The sequence below is a fragment of the Novosphingobium sp. TK71 genome (genome assembly GCF_055361505.1).
Genome location: NZ_CM143962.1, coordinates 1,550,541 through 1,571,220 on the forward strand (window position 1 = coordinate 1,550,541; position 20,680 = coordinate 1,571,220).

The following is a 20,680-nucleotide window of genomic DNA, read 5'->3' on the forward strand; positions in this document are numbered from 1 at the left end:
GTTCTGCCAAAGTAGTGCTAGTCGGCGTGGACGAATTCGGCGTAGCCCACGAACATCCGCGGATCGGCTGAAGTTCCTATTCGTGACGAAGGGCGTCGATGGGATTAAGACTGGCCGCGCGCCGGGCCGGGAAATAGCCGAAGACTACACCGATCACCGCCGAAACCACAAAGGCCCCGAGGTTGACCGCCGGATCGAATATCCAGGGCAGATCCATCAGCGGCGTCGCCACGCCCACCACAAGTTGAGCAAGCAGCAGTCCGATCAGCCCGCCCAGACACGACAGCACGACCGCCTCCACCAGAAACTGCATCAGCACCTCGTTCGCCACCGCTCCGATGGCGAGGCGGATGCCGATCTCGCGGGTTCGTTCCGTCACCGAGACCAGCATGATGTTCATGATGCCGATCCCGCCCACCACCAGGCTGATCGCGGCTACCGCCGCCACGATCTGGGTGAGCATCGTCGTCGTCTGGGTCAGCGTATCGGAAATCTGCTTGGTGTCGAAGATGTTGAAATCGTCGTCCTTGCCTTCCGTGATGTGGCGGCGCTCGCGCAGGAGGGTGGTGAGGGTCGTCTGGACCTGCTCGGTGGAATAGTTGCCGTCCACCCCGACGAGGATCGTGCGGATCGAAGTCGTGCCGAGGAAGCGGCGCTGCACCGTCTTGATCGGCATGATGACGATATCGTCCTGGTCGCCGCCGAAACCCGCCTGTCCCTTGGTCGTCAGCAGCCCGATGACATCGCAGGATACATCGCCGATGCGGAAACGCTTGCCGATAGGATCGGCGCCGCGAAACAGGTTGGTGCTTACCGTGGTGCCGATGATACAGACCGACTTGCCGGCGCTTTCCTCATCCCCGGTGAACAGGCGGCCCGATTGCAGCGGCCAGGGCTGGATCCGGAAGTAGTCGGAAGTGGTGCCGTTGATCGTCGTCGACCAGTTGGCACCCTCGTAGATGGCAGTGCCGCTCGACGAAGCCTGCGGGGCCACGGCCGTGACGCCGCCCACCTGCTGGCGGATGGCGACGATGTCGGATGGGTCGAAATCGCGCGGCGAAGGTCCGCCCCCCCCGCGCCCGAAACCCTGACCGGGGCGGACCTGAAGGATATTGGTGCCGAGAGCGGCGATCTGCTGGGTTACCGCCGCCGTGGTCGCCTTGCCCAGCGTCACCATCGAGACAACGGCCGCCACGCCGATGACGATCCCCAGCATGGTCAGCAGGGATCGCAGAACGTGGCGCCGGATCGAGCGCAGCGCGAGAAGGAAGGTCGTGCCCAGCATCAGCCGATATCCCCGGAATGCGCTGAAGCCGGAGCCGGAGCCGCAGCCGCAGCACCGTTGCCCTGGTCGATCCGGTCTATCAGACCATCCTTGAAGTGGACGATCCGCCGCGCATACTCGGCCATGTCCGGCTCATGGGTGACCATCAGCACGGTAATCCCGGAATCGCGGTTGAGCACGGAAAGAAACTCCATGATCTCGACCGAGCGCTGGCTGTCGAGATTGCCGGTCGGCTCATCGGCCAGCAGGACTTCCGGATTGGTGACGATGGCGCGGGCAATGGCGACGCGCTGCTGCTGCCCGCCGGAAAGTTCGCCCGGCGTATGGCCCGCCCAATCGGCAAGCCCCACCTTGTCCAGCGCGGCCATGGCCTCCTTGCGCCGGTCTTGCTTGCTGTCGCCGCGGTAGAGCAGCGGAAGTTCCACATTCTCCAATGCGGAAGTGCGCGCCAGCAGGTTGAAGCCCTGGAACACGAAGCCGAGGTACTTGCGGCGCAGGAGCGCGCGCTGGTCCCGGTCGAGGTTTTCGACGTGGTGGCCATGAAACAGGAATTGGCCGGCGGTAGAAACGTCGAGGCAGCCCAGGATGTTCATCATCGTCGACTTGCCCGAACCGGACGGCCCCATGACCGCCACGAAATCACCCGACATGATATCGAGATCGACGCCCTTGAGTGCGCGGAAAGCCGTCTCCCCGGTGCCGAACACCTTGGTGATCCCGCGCAGCGAAATGATGGGCGAGGTGCCGGCCATGCGCCCCGCCTCAGCTTCCGGCTGTGGCAAGCTGGCCGGTCACGACCTGCATGCCGGGCCTCAGATCGCCGGACACCACCTCGGTCTGCTGGCCGTTGGTGCTGCCGGTAACGATCTGGATCGCCTGCGGCGTTCCGTCGGCGCCGAGCACGTAGATGGTCTGGCGCGTGCCCCGGTCAAGCGTCGCGCTCTTGGCCGCGCGCTGGCCGCGACGCGGCGGGCGGAAGCTGATCGCCGCGGTCACGCCGCCGCCCTTCTTCTTGGCCGCGGCCTGCGGGGTGAAGGAGAGCGCGGCATTGGGGATCAGCAGGACGTCGTTCTTGTCCGAAGTGACGATATCGGCCGTGGCGGTCATGCCGGGGCGCAGCTTGAAATCGGCATTGGCGACGGAAAGGTCCGCCGCATAGGACACGACCTGCCCGCTGGTGCTGGTCGTGCTTGTCGACGAACTGGATGAACTCGCCGAGGAGGCGGTAAGGTTGGACGCGATCTCGACACGGGTGATCTTCGCGGGGAAAGACTTTCCGGGGAAGGCATCCACCGTGAAAGTGGCGCTCTGGCCTTCCTCCACGGTGCCGACATCGGCTTCGTCTATCGCGACTTCCAGCTTCATTTCGCTGAGATCCTCGGCGATCACGAAGAGCGTGGGGGTGTTGAAAGAGGAAGCGACGGTCTGGCCGGGATCGACCTGCCGGGCCAGCACCACGCCCGAAACCGGAGACACGATCATCGCCCGGGCGCGCTGTGTCTGGTTCTGCGCCAATGACGCTTCGGCAGCGAGCACATTGGCCTGCGAGGTCTTGAGCGCGGCGGCAGCACGCTGCATGTCGGCGCGGCCCGCCTGAAGTTCGGTCTTCGAGGGAACCTTGCCGCCGGACAGCCGCGAGACTTCCTCGAGGCGGGCAAGCTGGGCCTGCGATTCCGCCAGCGTCGCCCTCGCCTGGTCCACCTGGGCGCGGTTTGCCGCGAGTTGCGCCTGGCTCTGGCGGATCTGATCCTCGATCTGCTCGGGGTCGATCTCGGCAAGCACCTGCCCGGCCTTGACCCTGTCGTTCACGTCCACCAGCACCTTGGTGACGAGGCCGGAAAGCTGCGAACCCACCGTCACCTGATTGGTTGGAGCCAGTTTTCCGGTGGCCGAGACACTGGTGACGAGGCGCCCTTTCTCCGCCTTGGTGGTGGCGTAGGCCTGAGGCTCAGTGCCACCGAAGCACCGCACAAGCAGCACTGAAAGCGACACAAGCACCACCAGGCCGGTCCAGAACACCCATTTGCGCTGCCAGACCGGTTTCTTGTCCGCTCCGAGGAATTCGTCGAGTTTTTCGTCGGCCATCTCAGTTCGTTCCCCGAGGCTCGGTTGCCAGCACGGTGTAGTCGGAGGAAGGGTCCCAGCCGCCGCCGAGCGCATCGTAAAGCGCGATCAGCGCGGTTGCCCGGTCGGACCGGGCCTGCACCAGCCCGTTCCGCGCGGAGATCAGCGCGCTTTCCTGCGTATTGAGCGTGGTGAAGTCGGTCAGGCCGCTGCGGTACTGCGCCCGCGCCAGCAGCGCCGAATTGTTCGAAGCGTCCAGCGCGATGGCGAACTGCCGCTCGCGCTCCTCGGCCGATTGCAGCGCGACGACCGCATTTTCCACGTCCTCCAGCGCGGTCAGCACCGAGGAGCGGTATGCCGCGAAGGCGCCGTCCGCCGCGGCGCGGCTGGAGCGGACCTGCGCGTTCAGGCGCCCGCCGTTGAAGATCGCCTGGCTGATCCCGCCGAACAGCCCGCCGGTGATCGTGTCGAACAGGCTGTTGAAGTTGGTGGCGTTGGTATCGAGGCTGCCGCTGATGTTGAGCTGGGGCAGCAACGCGGCCTTGGCCACGCCGATCTGCGCCGTCGCCGCCGCGAGCTGGCGTTCGGAGGATCGCACGTCGGGCCGCTGGCGCAGCACATTGGCGGGAATGCCCGAGCCGACCTGCACCGGCCCTCGCGGGATCGGCCGCACTGGCGCGAGCAACGGCTTGAGCGCGCCCGGCGCCTGCCCGGTCAGTACCGAGATGCGCGAGACGGCGGCGTTGTACTGCTGTTCGACCTGCGGGATGCCCGCGGCTGTCTGCGCCCTGCTGGCGCGCGCCTGCTCCTGGTCCACCGAGGAGACCAGCCCCGCCATGACCCGCCACCCGGCGATCTGGAGATTGTCGTCCTGGATCGCGAGGCTCGCCTTCGCGTTTTCGAGCTGCGCCTGATAGGCCCGGGCCAGCACATAATTGCGCGCGACTTCGCTCTGAACCGTGAGCAAGGTGGTGGCATAGTCGAAGCCCGAACCTTCGAACCGGGCCCTGCTGGCCTCCACCGCGCGGCGATTGCCGCCGAACAGATCGAGCTGGTAGCTGGCGTCGAGCCCGAGCGAGAAGCTGGTCCGCCCTCCTCCGCCCGTGGTCGTCACCGTGCCGTCCGGCAGGGTCAGGGTCGTACCGCCGCCCTTGAGCGTTTCGGTGCGGTTGACGCTGCCCGATCCGCTGGCCGAAGGCAGCAGCGCTGCCCCGCTGATGACGAGCGATTCCCGCGCCTGCCGCAGCCGCGCTATCGCCTGTTCGAGATCGAGATTGGTCGCGGCGGCCTGTTCGACCAGCTGCGTCAGCACCGGATCGTCGAAATTGCGCCACCAGCGGGTGAGGTCTTCGGCCTGGGGCGGCGCACTGACCGACCATTGATCGGGAACGCCCAGCTCACCGGCACTGCGCGCCGCATAATCGGGACCGACCGCGCAGGAGGCCAGCAAGCCTGCCGCGAGCGGGACGAACAAAAGGCGATCTAATCCGGCTCGCAAGATCATCGGATTCCAGGGTGATCCCTCGACTTGGGTCGTAAACCTTTGGCGAAGATGATCCGGGTTGAGGGGAAAGGTCAAGAAGAAGCGTCGGCGATTACAACGCCTTGGCGAGGAGGGATGTTCCCGGCTCTGCCCGCGGATCAAAAGGAAATGGCCGGAAAGCTCCCGCTTTCCGGCCATTCTCATCGTTCGGCGCGCCCCGATCGGGGCACATGACCGGTCAGGCGGCGGCTTCCAGCGTCGCCATGTCGATCACGAAGCGGTAATGCACGTCGGACTTCTCCATGCGTTCGTAGGCATGGTTGATCTCGTCCATGCGGATCATCTCGACTTCGGGAAGGATGTTCTTTTCGGCGCAGAAATCGAGCATTTCCTGAGTTTCGGCGATGCCGCCGATCAGCGATCCGGCCACGCGGCGGCGTCCGAAGATCAGCGGCGTCGTGATCGGCTCTTCCACCGGGCCGATCTGCCCGACCAGAACCAGGCTGCCGTCGACGTCGAGCAGCGGCAGGTAGGGATTGAGATCGTGCTTCACCGGCACGGTGTCGATGATGAAGTCGAAGCTGCTGGCGGCTGCCCTCATCGCATCTGCATCGCTGGAGATCAGCACGCGGCTGGCGCCCAGTTCGAGCGCGTCGGCTTCCTTGCCGGGCGAGCGGCTGAACACGGTGACGTCAGCGCCCATTGCCGCCGCCAGCTTCACCGCCATGTGGCCCAGACCGCCCAGGCCGATCACGCCCACGCGGCTGCCCTCTCCCACGTTCCATTCGCGCAGCGGCGAATAAGTGGTGATGCCCGCGCAGAGCAGCGGCGCAACCTTGGCCACATCCAGGTTCTGCGGAACCTTCAGCACGAAATCCTCGCGCACGACGATATCGCGCGAATAGCCGCCCTGCGTGATTTCGCCGGTGATCCTGTCCTTGCCGTTATACGTGCCGACCCAGCCGTTGCGGCAGTAGTTCTCAAGATCGCGTTCGCACTGGTCGCAATGCTTGCAGCTGTCGACGAGGCAGCCGATCGCCACGACCTCACCCACCGCATGACGCCCCGCCTCGGAGCCCACCGCAGTGACGCGGCCGACGATCTCGTGCCCCGGCACGATCGGATACACGGTGCCGCCCCAGTCGTTGCGGGCGGTGTGAAGGTCCGAGTGGCAGACCCCGCAATAGAGGATCTCGATGGCGACATCGTTTCCGCGCAGTTCGCGGCGGTCGAATTCGAACGGCGCGAGCGGCGTTTCGGCGGACTGGGCTGCGTAGCCGATGGTCTTCATGGGAGTTCCTCGTTCTCGGGATGGCACGGTGGGACAGACATGCTGCAATGCAACACCCGGCGCGGAATATATGTTCGCAAGGTGCTAACAATTAGGGGAGGCCACGGCATGACTGTCATGATATGGCCTCATGAATGCAACGCGAACATCTCGCCGATCTCACCGCCTTCATCGCCGTCGCCGACGAAGGCAGCTTCACGCGCGCCGCCGCGAAGCTGGGTTCGTCCCAGTCCGCGCTCAGCCACACGATCCGCCGCCTTGAAACGCGGCTGGGGGTGCGGCTGCTTTCGCGAACGACCCGCGCCGTCTCGCCCACCGAGGCCGGCGATCGGCTGCTCGCCACCCTGCGCCCGGCGATGGACGAGATCGCCATGGGCCTGGCCACCGTCAGCGAACTTCGCGACAAGCCGGCCGGCACCGTGCGGCTGACGGCATCGGAACATGCGGCGAATTCGGTGATCTGGCCCGCGCTGCGCCGGTTCCTGCCCAACTATCCCGACATCAACGTCGAAGTGAACATCGATTCCGGCTTCGTCGATATCGTGGCCGAACGGTTCGACGCCGGGGTCCGGCTTGGCGAATCCATCGCCCGCGACATGATCGCGGTACGCATCGGCCCTCATGCGCGCCTCGTGCCCGTGGCAGCGCCGGAATATATCGAGCGCCACGGCCTTCCCGAAACCCCGCATGACCTTGCGGCCCACCAGTGCATCAACTTGCGGTTCCGCACGCGGGGCAGCATCTATGCGTGGGAATTCGAGAAGGACGGGCGCGAACTCAACGTCCGCGTCGATGGCCAGCTCACTTTCGACAGCATGGCGATGATCCTGCAGGCGGCGCTCGACGGCGCCGGGATCGCCATGATGATGGACACTTACGCAAGGCCGCACATCGAATCCGGCGCTCTGGTCCCCCTGCTCGACGACTGGTGCCAGCCGTTCTCCGGCTACCACCTCTATTATCCCAGCCGCCGGCAACCTTCCGCCGCATTCCGCCTGCTCGTGGATGCCCTGCGCTATCGCGGGGATTAGGCGGCACCGATCAAGCCGCTTTCGTGAAAGAAACGGCCGGAGGGGACCGGCCGGGTCCGGTGCCCCGCGAATGTCCGTCTGGCGAACGCTTGCCAAATTGCAGCCTTGCGTTACGCAGGAGAGACCAGACCGGGAGAGCTGGAGACCATGACAATGAAAAGACGCACCCTGATCGCCTGCGCCGCCCTGGCTGCTTCCGCATTCACCCCGCATGTCGCCGCTGCCGCAGCGCCTGCCGGCCCGGCGCAGTTGGACTGTGCCTTGCGGGATGCCCCGTTCACCGCGGATTCGCCGCTCATCGACCTGCTGCTGAGCCCCGATGCGAAAGCCATCGTCTCGCGCGAGATGGGGCCCGCGCTGGACCGCGCGCCGCCGCGCTTCCTGGGCACCGAAGCCCCCACTTTCGCCGCCATCCTGACCCTGCGCAAGGCCGCCGGATTCTTCGGAATGCCCGCCGAAGCCGTGGACCGGGCCGATGGCGAACTGCGCAAGCTCAAGGTCACCGAGGCCGACCGCGTGGCCCGCTGCGCCCGCTATGACGACACGCCGCTCGACCTGCCTGCGCAAAAGGGCAAGGACAGGAACGGTGCTCCGAGCCTGCTCGTGTTCGAGAAGATCAACGGCTTCAAGGACACCCCCGGCTTCGACGCTGCCCATGCCCTGATCATGGACCTTGCCCGCGAGAATGGTTGGAACGTGGTCGCCACGGACAAGGGCGGCGCGATCCGGCCAGAAACCCTGCGCCGCTTCGATGCGGTGATCTGGAACAATATCAGCGGCGACGTGCTCACCCTCACCCAGCGCAAGGCGCTCCAGGGCTATGTCGAGGGCGGCGGCGGCTTCTTTGCGGTTCATGGCTCGGCCGGCGATCCCGTCTACTTCTGGGACTGGTATGCCGATACGCTGATCGGCGCCCGCTTTGCCGGGCATCCGATGGCACCGCAGTTCCAGGACGCCCGGATCAGGATCGAAACCCCGTCCTCGCCGCTCGCCGCCGGGCTCCCCGCCGAATGGACGATGAACGACGAATGGTACTCGTTCAGCACCAACCCGCGAAAGGCCGGAGCAAGCGTATTGGCCACGCTGGACGAGACGACCTATTCGCCGAAGGGCATCGGCGGCCAGGACCTCCACATGGGCGACCATCCGCTTGTCTGGAGCAATTGCATCGGCAAGGGCCGGATGTTCTATTCCGCCATCGGCCACCGCCCGGAGACGTATTCCACGCCGGAGTATCGCACCATGGTGAAGAACGCCCTCACCTGGGTTTCTCAGCGAAAGGCGTGCGAGCGCGGGCAATGATCGCCCGCGCCGGGATCATCGCCGGAGTTGCAACACCTCCTTGTTAGCGCTAACTCGGTTTCCGCCCAAGCCCGCCGCAAACCGGGAAGGCAGAGCCATGGGAGTGGACCGGAAGCGATGATTATCGAAGCGCAAGGCTATCGCCTCGAACTGGCCCCCGAGCGCGGCGGATCGGTGTTGCGGCTGGACTGGCACGGCGAGCCGCTGATGCGTCCCGTCTGCGGGAACACGATCTTCGACGTCGCCAGTTTTCCGCTGGTCCCCTTCTCCAACCGCATCGCGCGGGGGCGCTTCAACACCGGCGCGCGCAGGGGCACGATCGCGCCGAATTTCCCCGGTTCCGATCACCCCCACCCGCTCCACGGCTTCGGCTGGCTGGCCGCGTGGCAGGCGACGGAACAGGGAGAGGACCACGCGGTGCTCGAACATGTCTATCCCGGCGGGGAGTGGCCCTGGCCATACCGCGCGCGCCAGACCTTCCAGCTCGGCGCCGGGGGGGTGGTTACGAGCATCTCGGTTACGAACCTCGGCGATGCAACGATGCCGGCCGGTCTCGGTTTCCACCCCTATTTCCCGCGCGATGCCGCCACCGTCTATCGCGGGTTTCACCGGGGTGAGTGGTACAACACGCCCGACTGCCTTCCCAGTTCGCTGGACGAACAGGACGAGGCGATCGACTGGTGGCAGGGCGAACCCGTGGATGCCCGCGCGGTCGACACCGCCTATACCGGACGCGAAGGCGCGCTGGAGATCGACTGGCCCACGCGCGGCCTGGGCCTGACTATCCTGCCCTCGGACGAACTGTCGACCACGGTGGTCTTCTCCCCGAAAGGCGAGGACTATTTCTGCGTCGAGCCCGTCACTCACGCCACCGACGCGATCAACCGCGCACCGGAAACGATGGCCTGGCTGGAACCCGGCGAAACCGCCAGCGTGACCATGACGATCTCGGCCCGCCAACTCGCTTAGGCGCATCCGTAAGTCGGAAACCTGCGTTCTGAACGCTGGCCGACCCGGACACGCACCATAGCCGACGTCAGGCCGAGCCGGATTAGCGACTGCTCTGCGCCCAACCTGGGCCTGGGGCCATCGGCTCGCGGCGGAACACCCCGGCAGAGCATCAATGCTGGCCCATGATGAAGTGCGAAAAGGGCTGCCGCAGGTAAACCGGCGGCAGCCCTTTCCTGTCGGATCAATCGCCGTGCGTCAGTCGCGCGCGGCCTGTTCCTTGAACTTGTCGATCATCTTCGAGAAGTCGGCCGACATGGCTTCCTGCCGGGGCGGGAATTCCTGGAAGGTCATCACGTGCTTGGTCATGAAGTCGACGATCGGCAGCAGCACCCAGCCCTTGTGTTCGGCCAGCTTGCGGTTGACGTCTCCCCACTGGCGTTCGAAGGGATCCATCAGGATGTTGGTGATCATCGGGCGACCCAGGTGGACCAGCGGATTGTCCCACTTGCCTTCCATCTTCGCGGCGATCGTCACCTTCCATGGGCCATAACGCACGCCGGTCAATTCGGTCTCGTCGTAATAGAAATAGTACTTGCGCGTGGAGGGGCCGGTGCCGGTGAACAGCGCGGTCTGATCGTAGCCGTCGAGATGGATCTTGTAGGTCTTGCCGTCGTGCTCGACCCCCTTCTTCAGCTTCTCGCCGATGTCGGGCATGCCGACCAGCGACGCGAAGGTCATGAAGAAGTCCTCCATGGCGACGATGTCCGAGCTGACCTGGCCTGCCGGAATCTTGCCGGGATAGCGCACCACGCAAGGCACGCGCACGCCGCCCTCCCAGGTCGTGCCCTTGTCGCCGCGGAACGGTGAGGTGCCGCCTTCGGGCCACATGTACTGATAGGCGCCGTTGTCGGTGGTGTAGACGACGATGGTGTCCTCGGTGATGCCCAGTTCTTCGAGCTTGGCCAGCAGCTGGCCTACATGGCCGTCATGCTCGGCAAGGCCATCGCCGTAGATGTCGGCCTCCGACGCCCGCGATACGCCGCGCCGCTCGTCAAGCATATGGGTGAACACGTGCATGCGACTGGCGCAGTGCCAGACGAAGAACGGCTTGTCGGCCTTGACCTGCCGCTCCATGAAATCGGAGGTCTTGGCGACGATCTCGTCGTCGATGGTCTTCATCCGCTCGGTATCGAGCGGGCCTTCGTCCTTCGTTTCGCCGCCGGCGGTACCCGAGACCAGACCGCGCACCTGCCAGCGATCCTGGAATTCCTTGCTCTGGGGACGGTCAGGGTCTTCGGGATCCTCGTTCGCATTCAGGTGATAGAGGTTGCCGAAGTATTCGTCGAAGCCGTGGCGGTGGGGCAGGTGCTCTTCGCGGTCGCCAAGGTGGTTCTTGCCGAACTGGGCGGTGGCATAACCCGCCATCTTGAGGATCTGGGCGATCGTGGGATCCTTGTCCGACAGGCCCTGCGGCGCACCGGCGGCACCCACCGTGGTCAGGCCGGTGCGCGCGGGCATCTGCCCGGTGATGAACGCCGCGCGCCCCGCCGTGCAGGACGGCTGCGCGTAGAACGAGGTAAGCTTGATCCCTTCCTTGCCGATGCGGTCGATGTTGGGCGTTTCGACACCCATCGTATCCCCGCCAAAGGAACTGATGTTCCAGTAGCCGATGTCATCGCCAAAGATGACGAGGATGTTCGGTTGCGACTTGGGCATGACGTTCTCCAGCTTGGCTCTGCCATAGGGCCATCCGCAGGCAACCTAGAAAGGCAAGTCACACGCGCACATCGGGATTAACCCTTGCATTAATCGGGGAAAGCACGGGTGCTCTCCAGCAGCGCACCATCAAGCGCGGAATTACTTGAACTGGCCGACAGCCGATACGGCGTAAACGTCAGCTATCGCCGCGCCCCGGCCCGGGACCGGACGTTCGCCAATCGGCCCGGTGGGCGTATGAGATGGGTAAGTGGACAGACTGCACCGGGGAACGGGAATTCGACCGCTGAACGACCGATAAGGGTCGCGAGCCGCTGCAGAACCTATCCTTGTCAATTTCTGGTAGCATTAGTCTCGGGAAGGCGCTTCTGGCGTAAAGCACGATCCCGGCTTTTGCGCCGCGGCAGCCAAGGCATCGATCACGATGCGCAGGCGCGGCTGCTCATAGCGGGAGCTGGGCCAGACGAGGTGGATCGGCATTTGTGCGCCGGCAAATTCCTCCAGCACCGGCACAAGAGCGCCTGAAGCAAGCTCCTTGCCGATCAACCAAGTAGGGAGCTGGGACAGGCCTTCTCCCGCCAGAACGGCCGCGACGATCGCTTCGCCGTCGCTGAATTCATGGCGTACCTTCACTTCCTGAGCGATCTCGCCACCGGCCTCATCCTTCAGCAACCACACCGGTCGGGGAACGCGCCTCCAACCGATGATGCAATCACGCTGTGTCAATTCCTCCGGAGTTGTCGGGGCGCCATGGCGCGCAAGGTAGTCCGGGGAGGCACAGATCAGGAGCCGCTGGGTGCCGAGCCGCCGCGCGGTCAGGTCCGCGTCGTTACCGAGCGCGCCGATGCGCACGGCGAGGTCGATGCCCTCATCGATGACGTTGGCCGTGCGCTCGGTGAACATCACCGAGAGGTCGAGGTGGCGGTACCGGGCCGTGAGATCCAGCAGGATCGGCATCACGTGTTTGCGCCCGAACGCCGCAGGCAGGTTGAGATGAAGCGTCCCTACCGGCGTGTCCCGCCCCGACGCCATCGCCAGTTCGGTCCCTTCCAGGTCATCGATGATCCTCTGGCACGCATCGAGGTAGAGCTGGCCTTCGGCGGTCAGGGTCAAAAGCCGCGTTGTCCGGTGCAGCAATTTGGTCCCGAGGCGCGCCTCCAGGCGCGTGATACTCTTGCCGACCGCGGAACCCGTGACACCCAGCTCCCGGGCGGCGGCCGCGAAGCTCCCCTGGCGCACGGTCGTGACGAATTCGGTCAGTCCGGAAAATCGGTCCTGTGTGTCCATTCGGGAATTGTGGGATCGGCTGGCTGGAATGGCAAGGGGATTATCAGGCCTCGGTTCCACTCTAATTAGGAGCAACGCATCGCTCCAATTCCAAACCCGTACTGTCCAGGATTCCCATGACCAAGCTTTTCGAGCCCTTCGACCTCTCCGGTCTCCAACTGCGAAACCGCGTCGTCATGGCGCCGATGACCCGGGCGCGGGCGCTCGACACCGTGCCCGACGACCTGACCGTGAAGTACTACAGCCAGCGCGCTGGCGCAGGCCTCATCATCAGCGAAGGGGCCCCGGTCTCGCTGGAAGGCTGCGGCTACTTGTTCAATCCGGGCCTCTATACGCGCGAGCAGGCAGCAGGCTGGCGGCGTGTGACCGACGCGGTTCACGCGAAAGGTGGCCGCATGTTTGCCCAGCTCTGGCATGTGGGGCGTGTCTCGCACACCTCGATCCTGGGCGAGGAACAGTCGCCGGTTTCGTGTTCATCAAGCGTGGGTGAGAACGTCTGGGCTTTCGGGCGCGACGAGAACGGCACCGCCAAGACGCTCGCTGCCAGCCCTCCGCGCGCGCTTGAGACCGAGGAAGTCGCCCGAATTACCCACGACGTCGTGCGAGCGGCGCGCACGGCCATCGATGCCGGTTTCGACGGCGTCGAGCTTCACGGCGCCAATGGCTACCTCTTCGAGCAGTTCGTCAACGGCGCGCTCAACAAGCGCGAGGACCGCTATGGTGGCTCGATCGCGAACCGCCTGCGCTTCATGCTCGAAACGCTCGACGCGATCAGCGCGGAGATCGGCAGTAACCGGGTCGGCGTGCGCGTCTCGCCGTTCGGCCGCCTGTTCGGCATGAAGCCCTACGAAGACGAGGCCGAAACCTGGGTCACGCTGGCGGGCGAGTTCGAAAAGCGCAGCCTTGCCTATGTGCATCTCAGCGATCAGCTGACGATTGGCGCCGAGAAGATGCCCGAAAACTTCGCACGCGATTTCCGTAACACCTATACCGGCATCCTGATTGCCGCAGGCGGCTTCGAGAAGGACACCGCCGAGGCGGCCCTGCAGTCGGGCGAGCTCGACCTCATCGCCTTCGGCCGCCCGTTCATTGCCAACCCCGACCTGGTCGAGCGCATGCGCGCCGGCCATCCGACCAACGCTGCCGACCGCGCCACCTGGTACGGTGACCTCGGCGCGCGTGGTTACACCGATTACCCCACCTGGGAGGAAGAGGAGGCCGGCAAAAATGGCTGAACCAAGCACGAACCGGGAGCAGGCCGGCGACACCGCGTCGCTGCGCCTCAGCCTGCCGTCCTCGCTTTGCCTCGCCGTTCGCGACGACGTTCGCGAACCTCTCCCCACGATCCAGCCTCTCGGGCCAGCCTGATCCTTACGACAAGGTGTACGAAAACATGCAAGACAAGATCCAAGCCTTGATCGACAAAGACGAGATCCGCAACCTGCGTATCCGCTATTCGCATCTTCTCGACGGAAACCGGATCGACGCTCTCGACCAGGTGTTTGCCGCCGATGCGGTGGTCGAAGTGACGGTGGGGCGGATGGAAGGGCTCGAGGCGATCAAGGCTGGGCTCAAGGATGCCTATGCTCTGTTCGATCGTGACCGGCGGGGCCACTATCCCTTCATGCACCCCATCGCCAACCACCTGATTGAGCAGACCGGCCCGGACAGTGCGACCGGCTCCTGTTATCTCATCGACTTCGAGACAGCCTCCAAGTCCGATCCCAATCCCCTGCTTCTGCTGGGCCTCTATGCGGACGAGTATCGGCGCATCGACGGCGCTTGGCGCATCACCCACAGCCGACTGGATGTCGTCTGGCCAACTTCCGAAGCTCCGCCACAGAGCAAAGGCCAGGCGTGAACTGCGCCCCCGATACCGGTTTCCACCTCGCCCCTCCTCCCCCTCACGAGGAGGCGGAGACCGGCACAGTTATAGCAGCAGTCTCATGGTTCGGACACATTCAGTGAGAACTCTGATCGCCACCACGCTCTGTTTTCGGCGCTGTTTATGGCCCTGTTTCCGGCGCGCGCCAGCGACGGAGTCGAGATAACCGAAACGGCGCGGGGCAGTCTTGAAAGCCACCCTAACTGTTTCTGTAGATCATCCCAAGAAATCCCATGGCTCTCGCCATTGATTTCCCATCGCAAGGTGGCTTGCTGCTGTTCAGTTGCCGCCGAAATGCCGACCAGCCCGTGACACAGGCCGTTCCGAACATCGAGAGGCTTTTGCAGTTGGCGGCGCAACGTCTTGGCGAGAAGCGGCCCCAATGAGGCCTCTCATTCCACCAGCAAGCCCTCCTCAACGCCCCGCCGGTACCTGCGCTAAACCGAGGCATCTCAGAGAAGCATCCGACAGGTCTATTGTGCGAGGCGGCATGGATCTTTCAGGCCTCGCGGCGCGCCGACGCGCCCGGTCCGAAATGTGCCGTCAGTTCATAGGCACCGGCGACGAACTGCTGGCGCACATAAGTGATCGGCTCAAGGCCGCGCCAGGTCTTGCGCTCCACGCAAAGGCAGGGCGCTCCCGGTTCGACGGCCAGCAACCGCGCCTCGGCCGCACTGGCCCCGGTTGCGGTGATCCGGGCATCGGCCTCGGTCCAGGGGACGTGCTCCAGCAGCCATGTGCCGGGCGAGGAGCCGGTGAAATCGGCGTCTAGTATCTCGGAAACGGCGGCGACGTTCACGAAGCGGTGCTCCAGCGCGAACGGCGCGCCATCGGCGAAGTGAATGCCTTCCAGTTCGAGCAGCGGCACCGAACTGTCCACCTTCCACTCCAGCCGCGCCTGTGTCGCGCGCATTTCGCGGCGCAGCGAGATGTCGAAGCGATAAGCCTGTCCGCGCTCCGCCACCTGGGCGCCGAGATCCGGGATATCCATCGCCATCGAATGCACGCGCGGCCGGGCGACGAAAGTGCCGGCTTTCTTGCGGCGGTCCACCAGCCCCGCCGTCGCCAGTGCGGACAGCGCCTTGTTCACCGTCATCCGTGCGCAGCGATAGAGTTCCATCAGTTCCTGCTCGGTCGGCAGGCGCGCGCCGGGCGCGAGCGCGCCGGACAGGATGCGCGTTTCGAAATCCAGACGGATGCGTTCGTGGAGCGGTGTGTTCACCCGATCAGCCTGTTCAACGTCTCTGTATAGCGCCGGACGACCCCGTCCCGTGCATGATGTCGGCCACCGCTTACCACCTGTGCGCCGAAGCGCCAGACGCAATCCACCGCGCTCCGCCCCGCGGCGAAAACCAGCCCGTCGAGCAGGCGATCAGCCCCGCGCGCCGCCAGTGACGGATGGCCGAGGTCGAGCGAGAGCGCGTCGAAGGCCAAGCCGATGGAAAGCCCGCCCTTTGCGCCGAGCGCCTGCCCGCCGCCGTCCAGCGCACGCCGCCAGACCGCCTCGCCCGTGGAAGGCGTGGCAGCATCCGCCAGCAGATTGCGGCCGCGCCGGGTGAGCCGCTGGCCATATTCCAGCAGTCGCAATTCCTCGGCCACATCGATCAGCACGTTCGAGTCGCTGCCGATGCCATAGACGCCGCCTTCGGCAAGGAACTCCTCGGCGGGGAACAGACCGTCGCCCAGGTTGGCCTCGGTGATCGGGCAAAGCCCCGCCACGGCGCCGCTGCGAGCCACGGCGCGGGCCTCGCCCTGCGTCATGTGCGTGGCGTGAACGAGGCACCAGCGCCTGTCCACGGCCGCATGATCGAGCAGCCATTCGACCGGACGCCGACCGCTCCAGGCAATGCAGTCCTCCACTTCGCGGACCTGCTCGGCGATGTGGATGTGGATCGGCCCCGCGCCGGCACCAGCCCCGGCCCCGGCCATACTTTCGAGCGCCGCGAGTTGCTCCGGCGAAACCGCCCGCAAGCTGTGCGGGGCGAGACCGAGCACTGCCTCGTCCAGTCCGGCAAGGGCGCTCCCCGCACCTTCGAGCAAGTGGGCGAAACCGTCGAGGTCGTGGAGGAAGCGCCGCTGCCCCTCGCTCGGCGGCAGCGCGCCGAAGCCGGAATGGGCGTAGAACACCGGCAGCAGGGTGAGGCCGATGCCCGTTTCCGCCGCCGCGCGGGCAATGGCGACGCTCATTTCCGCCGGGTCGGCATAGGCCCGCCCATCCGGCGCGTGATGGAGATAATGAAACTCGCCGACGCGGGCAAAGCCGCTTTCCAGCATCTCCAGATAGGCCATCGCCGCCACCGCATGGAGATCGTCCGGCGTCATCCGGTCGAGGAAGCGATACATGACCTCGCGCCAGGTCCAGAAGCTGTCGTCACTATGGCCGCGCCGCTCCGCGAGACCGGCCATGCCCCGCTGGAAGGCGTGGCTATGGAGGTTGCCCAGTGCAGGGATGACGCAGTCATGGCGCTCGTCGCCCGCGCGCACCGCCGTATCGCGCTCGATGCCGGAAATCCGCCCCTGCCGGAGTATGATCCGCACGTCTGCGGCCCAGCCGTCCTCCAGCAGGGCGAGGTCGGCAAAGATCGCACGGGGAGAAAGGTCGGACATCGCTTTCGTAGCTCCTTCGCTATTTTGTCTATACATTAAAAACGACCGATGCAATAACCGGGGCAACCAAGGAGGATCGACTCGTCATGCGCTGCGACAGGCTCTGGAAACATGCCCGTTTGGCAACGATGGCGGGCGAGGGACTCGGACTGGTCGAGAACGGCCTCGTCGCATCGCAGAACGGCGTGATCTTGTACGCCGGTCCCGAAGCCGGGGCTCCCCCATTCGACGCCGCCGAAACGATCGACTGCGCGGGCCGCTGGATCACGCCCGGCCTGATCGATTGCCACACCCATCTCGTCTTCGGCGCAGACCGCTCGCGCGAGTTCGAACTGCGGCTGGAAGGCGCCTCCTACGAAGAAATCGCCCGCGCCGGGGGCGGCATCGTCTCGACCATGAAGGCCACGCGCGCCGCCAGCGAGGATGAACTGGTCGCCTCCGCCCTGCCCCGCCTCGACGCGCTGATTTCGGAAGGCGTTACCACCGTCGAAGTGAAGTCCGGCTACGGCCTCGACCTCGCCAGCGAGATCAAGATGCTGCGCGCCGCGCGGCGGCTGGGCGAACTCCGCCCCGTGCGGATCGTCACCACCTTCCTCGGCGCCCACGCCCTGCCTCCCGAATTCGCAGGCGATGCCGATGGCTATATCGGCCACATCTGCGAGGTCATGCTGCCAGCCGTCGCACAGGCGGGCCTTGCCGATGCGGTGGACGCCTTCTGCGAGGGCATCGGCTTCTCTCCCGAGCAGACCGAGCGCCTTTTCGTCGCCGCCAAAGTGCATGGCCTGCCGGTGAAGCTCCATGCGGAGCAGCTCTCCAACCTCCACGGCAGCGCCCTGGCCGCCCGCCACGGCGCGCTTTCGGCGGATCATCTCGAACATCTCGATAGCGAAGGCGTGGCCGCCATGGCCGCTTCCGGCACCGTCGCCACGCTGCTGCCGGGCGCCTACTATTTCTGCCGCGAAACCGTGCTGCCGCCGGTCGCCGCCCTGCGCGCAGCCGGCGTGCCGATCGCGCTGGCGACGGACTGCAATCCCGGCACGTCGCCCCTCACCTCGCTGCTGCTGGCGATGAACATGGGCGCGACCCTGTTCCGCCTCACCGTGCCCGAATGCCTCGCCGCCGTGACGCGTAACGCGGCGCAGGCGCTGGGCCTTTCCCACCGTCTCGGCACGCTCGAACCCGGCAAGGCCTGCGACCTTGCGATCTGGGACATCGAGCGCCCGGCCGACCTCGTTTACCGCATGGGCTTCAATCCGCTCCATGCGCGCATCTGGAGTGGACAATGAACGACATCCTCCTCACGCCCGGCAACGTTTCGCTTGCCCAGTGGCGCGCGGTCTATCGCGGCGCGGGCGTGACGCTCGACCCGGCCTGCGCGCCGCGCGTGATCGAAAGCGCCGCCGCCGTCGCCCGCATCCTCGCCAGGGGCGAGCCGGTCTACGGCATCAACACCGGGTTCGGTAAGCTTGCCAGCGTGCGCATCGGCGACGAGGATCTCGCCACGCTCCAGCGCAACATCGTGCTGAGCCATGCGGCGGGCACGGGTGAGCCCTCTCCGGTTCCCGTGATCCGCCTGATGATGGCGCTCAAGCTTGCCAGCCTCGCACAAGGCGCCTCGGGCGTGCGCCCGGAAACCGTCGCCCTGCTCGAAACGATGCTGGCCAAGGGCCTGACGCCGGTGGTGCCCTCGCAAGGTTCGGTCGGCGCCAGCGGCGACCTTGCCCCGCTTTCGCACATGGCCGCAACGATGATCGGCGTGGGCGAGATCATGTTCGAAGGCCAGCGCCTCCCCGCTATCGAAGCGCTCACCCGCGCCGGTCTCGATCCGCTTGAACTCGGGCCGAAGGAAGGCCTCGCACTGCTCAACGGCACCCAGTTCTCGACCGCCAATGCGCTGGCCGGCCTGTTCGAAGCCGAACTGCTGTTCCGCTCCGCGCTGGTGACGGGGGCACTTTCCACCGAAGCGGCGAAGGGCTCCGACACGCCGTTCGACCCGCGCATCCACGCCCTGCGCCGCCATCGCGGCCAGATCGAGGTGGCCGACGCCCTGCGCGGCCTCATGGCGGGCTCCGCGATCCGCGCCAGCCATGTCGAGAACGACGCCCGCGTGCAGGACCCCTATTGCCTGCGCTGCCAGCCGCAGGTCATGGGCGCCGCGCTCGACGTGCTGCGCCAGGCGGCAACGACGCTGGAGATTGAGGCCAACGGCGTTTCCGACAACCCGCTGATCTTCCCGGAAGCGGACGAGGCCCTCTCCGGCGGCAATTTCCATGCCGAGCCGGTCGCCTTCGCCGCCGACATGATCGCGCTGGCCGTCTGCGAGATCGGCTCGATCGCCGAACGCCGCATCGCCATGCTGGTGGACCCTGCGCTGTCCGGCCTGCCCGCGTTCCTGACGCCGCGCCCCGGCCTCAATTCGGGCTTCATGATCCCGCAGGTCACCGCCGCCGCGCTGGTCTCCGAAAACAAGCAGAAGGCCTATCCGGCATCGGTCGATTCGATCCCCACTTCGGCCAATCAGGAAGACCACGTCTCGATGGCCGCCCACGGCGCGCGCCGCCTTCTCTCGATGGTGGAGAACGCGACGGCGGTGATCGGCATCGAACTGCTCGCCGCCGCCCAGGGCATCGAGTTCCACGCCCCGCTCGCCTCCAGCACCTGGCTCGAAGCCGCGCGCGGCGTGCTGCGCGCGGAAGTTCCGGCGCTGGACGACGACCGTCATTTCCACCCGGACATGGAAGCCGCGAACGTGCTGATCCGCTCCGGCGCGCTGGCCGACACGGCGGCGGACCTGCTCCCGGCGATTTCGTGATGGCCCGCCTGCCGTCCACCCCCACTTTCGTCATTGCGAGCGTAGCGAAGCAATCCAGAGTCGCGCAGAGCCGTTCCGGATTGGCGCGTCGGCTTCGCCTCCTCGTAATGACGAAGATGGAAACGGGAACGACGGTCGGTACGGTGCGAAGCACATGAACCTGCCCTTCACCCTTCATCGCGGGGAGGCGCCGCTCATCGTCGCCTTCCCGCATGTCGGCACCGACCTCGCCGACGTCGGCCCGGCCTTCCACTCGGACTGGCTGGCACGGCGCGATGCCGACTGGTGGGTGGACGATCTCTACGCCTTCGCCCGCGAGCTTGGCGCGACGACGATTGCTGCGCGCGTCTCGCGCAGCGTGATCGACCTCAACCGCGATCCATCGGGCGCCTCGCTCTATCCGGGGCAGGCGACGACGGAACTCTGCCCGACGACCACCTTCGACGGCGAGCTGCTCTACAAGGACGCTGCGCCGGACGAAGCCGAGATCGCCCGCCGGCGCGCGCTCTGGTTCGATCCATACCACGCCGCGCTTCGCTCCGAGATCGAGCGACTGCGCAGTGCTCACGGCAAAGTCGTGGTCTATGACGCGCACTCGATCCGCAGCCACGTGCCGCGCCTGTTCGATGGCGAATTGCCGCAGTTCAACATTGGCACCAACCTCGGCCAGACCTGCGATCCGGCGCTTTCCGCCGCCGTGACCCAAGTCTGCAAGGCAAGCGGTCTGAGCCACGTTCTGGACGGCCGCTTCCGTGGCGGCTGGACCACGCGGCATTATGGAGAGCCTGCCAGCGGCGTCCACGCGATCCAGATGGAACTCGCCATTCGCGGCTACATGGATGAGCCCGAAGTGCCGAGCGAAGCCAACTGGCCCTTGCCCTATTCGGCGGCGCGTGCCGCCACCCTCACCCCGATCCTGCAAGACGTGCTGAAGGCCGCAATCGCCTTCGCGCAATCCTGACCAGA

General features: G+C 65.8%; 19 protein-coding genes. 10 read left to right on the top strand and 9 right to left on the bottom strand.

What is annotated here, in order from left to right; all coding sequences use genetic code 11:
- Window positions 1–76 precede the first annotated feature (76 nt).
- The 5 genes from ACXJ16_RS07085 to ACXJ16_RS07105 form a co-directional block, all read right to left on the bottom strand.
- A complete protein-coding gene (locus ACXJ16_RS07085) occupies window positions 77–1,285 on the bottom strand; it encodes an ABC transporter permease (protein ID WP_324698970.1) in 1,209 nt (402 codons plus the stop codon).
- Window positions 1,285–2,037 (bottom strand): ABC transporter ATP-binding protein, encoded by a 753-nt coding sequence (locus ACXJ16_RS07090; protein ID WP_324698969.1) that lies wholly within the window; start codon window positions 2,035–2,037, stop codon window positions 1,285–1,287. Before ACXJ16_RS07090 ends, ACXJ16_RS07085 begins: the two co-directional genes overlap by 1 nt.
- Window positions 2,038–2,047: 10 nt before the next feature.
- On the bottom strand, window positions 2,048–3,370 hold the full coding sequence (locus ACXJ16_RS07095; protein WP_054441360.1) for an efflux RND transporter periplasmic adaptor subunit: 1,323 nt from the start codon (window positions 3,368–3,370) through the stop codon (window positions 2,048–2,050).
- A gap of 1 nt (window position 3,371) precedes the next feature.
- The gene (locus ACXJ16_RS07100) at window positions 3,372–4,853 is read right to left on the bottom strand and encodes an efflux transporter outer membrane subunit (protein ID WP_463921673.1); all 1,482 of its coding nucleotides are present in this window, start codon (window positions 4,851–4,853) and stop codon (window positions 3,372–3,374) included.
- Between the two features lie 217 nt (window positions 4,854–5,070).
- Window positions 5,071–6,123 (bottom strand): NAD(P)-dependent alcohol dehydrogenase, encoded by a 1,053-nt coding sequence (locus ACXJ16_RS07105; RefSeq protein ID WP_463921674.1) that lies wholly within the window; start codon window positions 6,121–6,123, stop codon window positions 5,071–5,073.
- A 134-nt stretch (window positions 6,124–6,257) separates the two neighbouring features.
- Here ACXJ16_RS07105 and ACXJ16_RS07110 point away from each other — a divergent pair, with 134 nt between their 5' ends.
- From ACXJ16_RS07110 to ACXJ16_RS07120, 3 genes are all read left to right on the top strand, one after another.
- On the top strand, window positions 6,258–7,154 hold the full coding sequence (locus tag ACXJ16_RS07110; RefSeq protein ID WP_054441366.1) for a LysR family transcriptional regulator: 897 nt from the start codon (window positions 6,258–6,260) through the stop codon (window positions 7,152–7,154).
- A gap of 153 nt (window positions 7,155–7,307) precedes the next feature.
- Entirely contained in the window at window positions 7,308–8,456 is a 1,149-nt protein-coding gene (locus tag ACXJ16_RS07115) for a ThuA domain-containing protein (RefSeq protein ID WP_185997640.1), read from the top strand.
- Between the two features lie 117 nt (window positions 8,457–8,573).
- On the top strand, window positions 8,574–9,425 hold the full coding sequence (locus tag ACXJ16_RS07120; protein ID WP_463921676.1) for an aldose 1-epimerase: 852 nt from the start codon (window positions 8,574–8,576) through the stop codon (window positions 9,423–9,425).
- A 237-nt stretch (window positions 9,426–9,662) separates the two neighbouring features.
- Here the strand turns inward: ACXJ16_RS07120 and ACXJ16_RS07125 are convergent, their stop codons facing one another.
- Entirely contained in the window at window positions 9,663–11,123 is a 1,461-nt protein-coding gene (locus ACXJ16_RS07125; RefSeq protein WP_463921677.1) for an arylsulfatase, read from the bottom strand.
- Window positions 11,124–11,471: 348 nt separating this feature from the next.
- Window positions 11,472–12,410 (bottom strand): LysR family transcriptional regulator, encoded by a 939-nt coding sequence (locus ACXJ16_RS07130; protein ID WP_463921678.1) that lies wholly within the window; start codon window positions 12,408–12,410, stop codon window positions 11,472–11,474.
- A gap of 116 nt (window positions 12,411–12,526) precedes the next feature.
- Here ACXJ16_RS07130 and ACXJ16_RS07135 point away from each other — a divergent pair, with 116 nt between their 5' ends.
- The 4 genes from ACXJ16_RS07135 (at window position 12,527) to ACXJ16_RS07150 (ending at window position 14,681) form a co-directional block, all read left to right on the top strand.
- Window positions 12,527–13,645 carry an alkene reductase gene (locus ACXJ16_RS07135; protein ID WP_463921679.1) on the top strand — a complete coding sequence of 373 codons (1,119 nt, stop codon included), beginning with the start codon at window positions 12,527–12,529 and terminating at the stop codon, window positions 13,643–13,645.
- A complete protein-coding gene (locus tag ACXJ16_RS07140; RefSeq protein ID WP_463921680.1) occupies window positions 13,638–13,778 on the top strand; it encodes a hypothetical protein in 141 nt (46 codons plus the stop codon). The genes ACXJ16_RS07135 and ACXJ16_RS07140 overlap by 8 nt, the downstream gene beginning before the upstream one ends.
- 25 nt (window positions 13,779–13,803) lie before the next feature.
- Window positions 13,804–14,271 carry a nuclear transport factor 2 family protein gene (locus tag ACXJ16_RS07145; protein WP_463921681.1) on the top strand — a complete coding sequence of 156 codons (468 nt, stop codon included), beginning with the start codon at window positions 13,804–13,806 and terminating at the stop codon, window positions 14,269–14,271.
- Window positions 14,272–14,528: 257 nt separating this feature from the next.
- The gene (locus tag ACXJ16_RS07150; protein WP_463921682.1) at window positions 14,529–14,681 is read left to right on the top strand and encodes a hypothetical protein; all 153 of its coding nucleotides are present in this window, start codon (window positions 14,529–14,531) and stop codon (window positions 14,679–14,681) included.
- A gap of 113 nt (window positions 14,682–14,794) precedes the next feature.
- On the opposite strand, the gene hutC is transcribed toward ACXJ16_RS07150, so the two are convergent.
- The gene (gene hutC, locus ACXJ16_RS07155; protein WP_463921683.1) at window positions 14,795–15,517 is read right to left on the bottom strand and encodes a histidine utilization transcriptional repressor HutC; all 723 of its coding nucleotides are present in this window, start codon (window positions 15,515–15,517) and stop codon (window positions 14,795–14,797) included.
- Window positions 15,514–16,902 carry a formimidoylglutamate deiminase gene (locus ACXJ16_RS07160; protein WP_463921684.1) on the bottom strand — a complete coding sequence of 463 codons (1,389 nt, stop codon included), beginning with the start codon at window positions 16,900–16,902 and terminating at the stop codon, window positions 15,514–15,516. Before ACXJ16_RS07160 ends, hutC begins: the two co-directional genes overlap by 4 nt.
- 86 nt (window positions 16,903–16,988) lie before the next feature.
- Between ACXJ16_RS07160 and hutI the strand changes: the two genes are divergently transcribed.
- From hutI to hutG, 3 genes are all read left to right on the top strand, one after another.
- Window positions 16,989–18,188: an imidazolonepropionase gene (gene hutI / locus ACXJ16_RS07165; protein WP_463921685.1), complete on the top strand. Its 1,200-nt coding sequence runs from the start codon at window positions 16,989–16,991 to the stop codon at window positions 18,186–18,188.
- Entirely contained in the window at window positions 18,185–19,714 is a 1,530-nt protein-coding gene (gene hutH, locus ACXJ16_RS07170) for a histidine ammonia-lyase (protein ID WP_324698956.1), read from the top strand. The genes hutI and hutH overlap by 4 nt, the downstream gene beginning before the upstream one ends.
- 154 nt (window positions 19,715–19,868) lie before the next feature.
- On the top strand, window positions 19,869–20,675 hold the full coding sequence (gene hutG, locus ACXJ16_RS07175) for an N-formylglutamate deformylase (RefSeq protein ID WP_324698955.1): 807 nt from the start codon (window positions 19,869–19,871) through the stop codon (window positions 20,673–20,675).
- Window positions 20,676–20,680 lie beyond the last annotated feature (5 nt).